Annotated in this window: 7 protein-coding genes and 1 tRNA gene; 5 read left to right on the top strand and 3 right to left on the bottom strand. The window is 66.9% G+C overall.

The window, feature by feature from the left end; translation table 11 throughout:
• The 5 genes from AC1VAN_RS14675 to AC1VAN_RS14655 all read left to right on the top strand — a co-directional run.
• A partial coding sequence (locus AC1VAN_RS14675) for an endolytic transglycosylase MltG (RefSeq protein ID WP_480986070.1) occupies nt 1-227 on the top strand: 227 nt, incomplete at its 5' end.
• Nucleotides 224-889: a dTMP kinase gene (gene tmk, locus AC1VAN_RS14670; protein ID WP_480986069.1), complete on the top strand. Its 666-nt coding sequence runs from the start codon at nt 224-226 to the stop codon at nt 887-889. The genes AC1VAN_RS14675 and tmk, both read left to right, overlap by 4 nt.
• Nucleotides 886-1842: a DNA polymerase III subunit delta' gene (locus AC1VAN_RS14665; RefSeq protein WP_032977348.1), complete on the top strand. Its 957-nt coding sequence runs from the start codon at nt 886-888 to the stop codon at nt 1840-1842. The genes tmk and AC1VAN_RS14665 overlap by 4 nt, the downstream gene beginning before the upstream one ends.
• Nucleotides 1839-2192, top strand: a complete 354-nt coding sequence (locus AC1VAN_RS14660) for a PilZ domain-containing protein (RefSeq protein ID WP_025874071.1) — start codon at nt 1839-1841, stop codon at nt 2190-2192. Before AC1VAN_RS14665 ends, AC1VAN_RS14660 begins: the two co-directional genes overlap by 4 nt.
• Nucleotides 2193-2306: 114 nt before the next feature.
• Nucleotides 2307-2381 (top strand) — tRNA-Val (locus AC1VAN_RS14655).
• Between the two features lie 65 nt (nt 2382-2446).
• Here the strand turns inward: AC1VAN_RS14655 and AC1VAN_RS14650 are convergent.
• The 3 genes from AC1VAN_RS14650 to AC1VAN_RS14640 form a co-directional block, all read right to left on the bottom strand.
• On the bottom strand, nt 2447-3010 hold the full coding sequence (locus AC1VAN_RS14650) for a hypothetical protein (RefSeq protein ID WP_442251297.1): 564 nt from the start codon (nt 3008-3010) through the stop codon (nt 2447-2449).
• Between the two features lie 53 nt (nt 3011-3063).
• Nucleotides 3064-3471: a hypothetical protein gene (locus AC1VAN_RS14645; RefSeq protein ID WP_478013573.1), complete on the bottom strand. Its 408-nt coding sequence runs from the start codon at nt 3469-3471 to the stop codon at nt 3064-3066.
• Nucleotides 3468-3771 (bottom strand): hypothetical protein (locus tag AC1VAN_RS14640; protein ID WP_480986068.1); only part of this gene is annotated, 304 nt, incomplete at its 5' end. The genes AC1VAN_RS14640 and AC1VAN_RS14645, both read right to left, overlap by 4 nt.

Below are 3771 nucleotides of genomic sequence, written 5' to 3'. Positions count from 1 at the left end.
CCTACACCCGCTCTGGCCTGACCCCGACCCCGATCGCCATGCCCAGCCGCGATGCGCTGATGGCCGCTGCACAACCGGCACCGGGCGATGCGCTGTACTTCGTCGCGGTGGGCGATGGCAGTGGCGCACACGTGTTCTCGCCCAGCCTGGACAAACACAACGCCGCCGTAGCCCGCTACCTGCAGCAGCTGCGCCAGCAACGCACCCAGGAGACTCCGGCGCAATGAGTTCCGCGCTGCTTCGCCATCCCCGTTTCGTCAGCCTGGAAGGCGGCGAGGGCGCGGGCAAGACCACCGCCATCAACGCCATTCGCGAGTGCCTGCGCCGCCACGGCCATGAGGTCGTGTTGACCCGCGAGCCCGGTGGCACGCCGCTCGCCGAGCGCATCCGCGGCCTGGTGCTGAAGCCGGATGCCGAGATTGCTGCCGAGCCGCTCAGTGCCGAGGCTGAGCTGCTGCTGGTGTTCGCCGCGCGCGCGCAGCATGTGCGCCAAGTGATCCAGCCGGCGCTGCAGCGCGGCGCCTACGTGCTCAGCGATCGTTTCACCGATTCCAGCTATGCCTACCAGGGCGGTGGCCGCGGCCTCGACCCGCAGTGGATCGCCGACCTGGAGCGCCGCGCCGTTGGCCTGCTGCCCGGTTTGACCCTGTTGTTGGACGTGGACGTGGCCGTAGGCCGCGCGCGTGCCAACGGCCGCGACCTGTGGCCGGACCGCATCGAAAGCGAGCAGGACGATTTCTTCCAGCGCGTGCGCGAAGTGTTTCGCGGCCGCGCACAGCAGGATCCGCAGCGTTTCGCGCTGGTTGATGCAGGCCAGGTGCAGGAGCGCGTGGCCRCCGATGTGGTTGCGCGTGTCGAGCGCTGGCTGCAGCAAGGGGAGGGCGTATGAGCACGTTCTCGCCCTGGCAGCAGCGCGCGTTCGACCAGACCGTGGCTGCACTGGATGCAGATCGGCTGGGCCATGGCCTGCTGATCTGTGGCCCGGCCGGGCTGGGCAAGCGGGAGGTGGCCCTGGCGCTGGCCGACCACGTGCTGGCACGCGGGGATGGCGCGCATGCCACCCGCACCCGGCAGCTGATTGCCGCCGGCACGCATCCCGACCTGCAGCTGATCAGCTTCATTCCCAACAAGAGCGGCGACAAGCTGCGCACCGAGATCGTGATCGAGCAGGTGCGCGAGATCAGCAACAAGCTGGCGCTGACCCCGCAGTACGGCGTGGCGCAGGTGGTGATCGTCGACCCGGCCGATGCCATCAACCGTTCGGCCGCCAATGCGCTGCTGAAGACCCTGGAAGAACCGCAACCCGGGCGTTACCTGTGGTTGATCAGCAGCGACCCGGCGCGCCTGCCGCAGACCGTGCGCAGCCGCTGCCAGCGCCTGGAATTCAAGCTGCCGCCGCGCGAGGAAGCGCTGGCCTGGCTGCAGCAGCAGGGCCACAGCGAAGCGGCCGCGCGCGAGGCACTGGATGCAGCACGCGGCCATCCCGGGCAGGCCGACAACTGGCTGCGCGAAGATGGCCTGAGCCTGCGTCGCGAGGTCGGCCGCGAGCTGGAACAGCTGGCCGCCGGCAAGACCGGCGCAGTGGAGCTGGCGCAGAAGTGGTGCGCCGATGACAACGCGGCGCTGCGCCTGCGCTTCGCCGCCGACCTGGCGCTGGCCCAGGCCAGCACCGATGCCTTGACCACGCCGGAGCGATTGCACAAGCTTGCAGCCTGGTTCGATGCGGCCAACCGCACCCGCGACCTGCTGCGCACCACCGTGCGCGCAGACCTTGCGGTGGTCGAGTTGCTGCTGGCCTGGAACAAGGTGAACGAGCGGCCTGCCGCAAGGGGAAATCGATGAGTGCCAGCAACGCCCGTCAGGGCATCCTGTCCCTGGCAGTGAAGGACAAGGCCGCGCTGTACAGCGCGTACATGCCGTTCGTGAAGAATGGCGGCATCTTCGTGCCCACGCCCAAGCGTTATTTCCTGGGCGATGAGGTATTCCTGCTGCTGACCCTGCCCGATTCCAGCGAGCGCCTGCCGGTGGCCGGCAAGGTGATCTGGGTGACTCCGGCCGGTGCGCAGGGCAACCGCACCGCCGGCATCGGCGTGCAGCTGGCAGATGGCCAGGAAGGCGAGACGGTGCGCCACAAGATCGAAACGATCCTGGCCGGCCTGACCGGTTCGGACAAGCCGACGCATACGATGTGATTCCGGTAGCGCCGGGCCATGCCCGGCGGCCCCTGGAAACGCGCGTGAACACGAATGTGAAAACTGTTGACGGTCTCTGAAAAGCCCCTATAATGAGCGGCTCAGCAACACACCGGGCGGTTAGCTCAGCGGTAGAGCATTGCCTTCACACGGCAAGGGTCACAGGTTCGATCCCTGTACCGCCCACCATGTTGCAGAACGAAAGAAGCTTCCAGAAATGGGGGCTTTTTTGTTGTCCATGATTCGTTCCGCCATCAGCCTGGCTGACCCAACCGCTCGCGCGCGATCATCGCCACACCGTCCAGCAGGTCGTGGCCGCTGCCCGCCTGCACCACCACTGCCAGCAGGTTGCGGCCCACATCCGCATTGCCGCCGCTCAGTTCGATCTCGCCTTCAAAGCACAGATCGCCCAACCATTCGTGCGCCTGCTGCAGACCGCGCTTGCGGGCGCGGCGGAATTCCGCGAGCAGCGTCGCTTGCCCAGCCTCGTAGTGGCCATCGGCGAGCTGGCCGATGGCGCCGCCATGCGCCGCGCGCCAGATCGCAGGCAGTGGGCGGCCCTTCCCGTCCACTGCGTCGGCTGAAAACTGCGCGCAGTACATCTCGTAGCGTTTGCCTGCCGTGCTGGCGGGTACGATGCCGGCCTCGGCGAGCAGGCGCTCGGCTTCATCCAGTTTGCTGAATTTCAGGCGCAGCAGCGCGGGGCGGCTCAGCTGCTGGGCCAGCGCGTGCTGGTTGGCGGCGAACCAGATGTTCCAGCCCACCTGCGCGCGGCCTTCCAGCGCGGCTTTGAAGTACTCCAGATGTTCGGCGTCCATGTCGGTCTCCTGCATTCCCTGCGCGATTGTAGCGAGGTCGCCATTCAAGCCGGTCAGGCGGCGCTGCCTGCCAGGCAGTGGCTGGCCTCACGCACCAGTTGCCGCGCCGCCACGATAAGGCCGTCGGTGTGGAAGTCGCCCAATTGCTGGTCTGCGCCACCGCCCACACGTACACGTTCGGCGGCGTGCAGCAGGTCCAGCACCACGCCCAGCGCGCACAGCGAACGGCTGAGCGAGGCGTGGTTGCTGGCACCCAGCATGAGACCACGACAGGGCTGTCCGTCTTCGCCATCGGCGTGCTGGATGGCGTTGAGGCAGGACACGAACGTGGACGACTGCGAGGGCGGTCCTTGTTCCTGCAACGCGCATTCGAGTTCGCGTGCGATGTCTTCGGGAACTGCATGCACGACGTCGCCGATCAGGGCATGCAGGCGCGGGTGGGAGATGCTGCTGTTGGTCATGGTGTAACCCTCACTGGCGTGGAGCCACCTTCCGGAGCGAAGGTGGCGGACGGTGCGGGTTGGCGTGCCGGGGCAAACACAACAGAGTGAGAAATCACCCGGCGGATCGAGTGATCCCCACGCACCGCCCGCCATGAAGGGCCGCCGATGCATTCTCGCGATTGCGCAGCGCTGCGCAAATCATCTGTCAGGTTTGCTTTTTCGAGACGCCAATCCCATGAAGGGCCGCCGATGCATTCTCGCGATTGCGCAGCGCTGCGCAAATCATCTGTCAGGTTTGCTTTTTCGAGACGCCAATCC

Source organism: Stenotrophomonas sp. 05L44_2 (genome assembly GCF_056665995.1).
The sequence above is the reverse complement of the archived record's forward strand: the minus strand, read 5'-3'. Positions and strand labels throughout refer to the sequence as shown.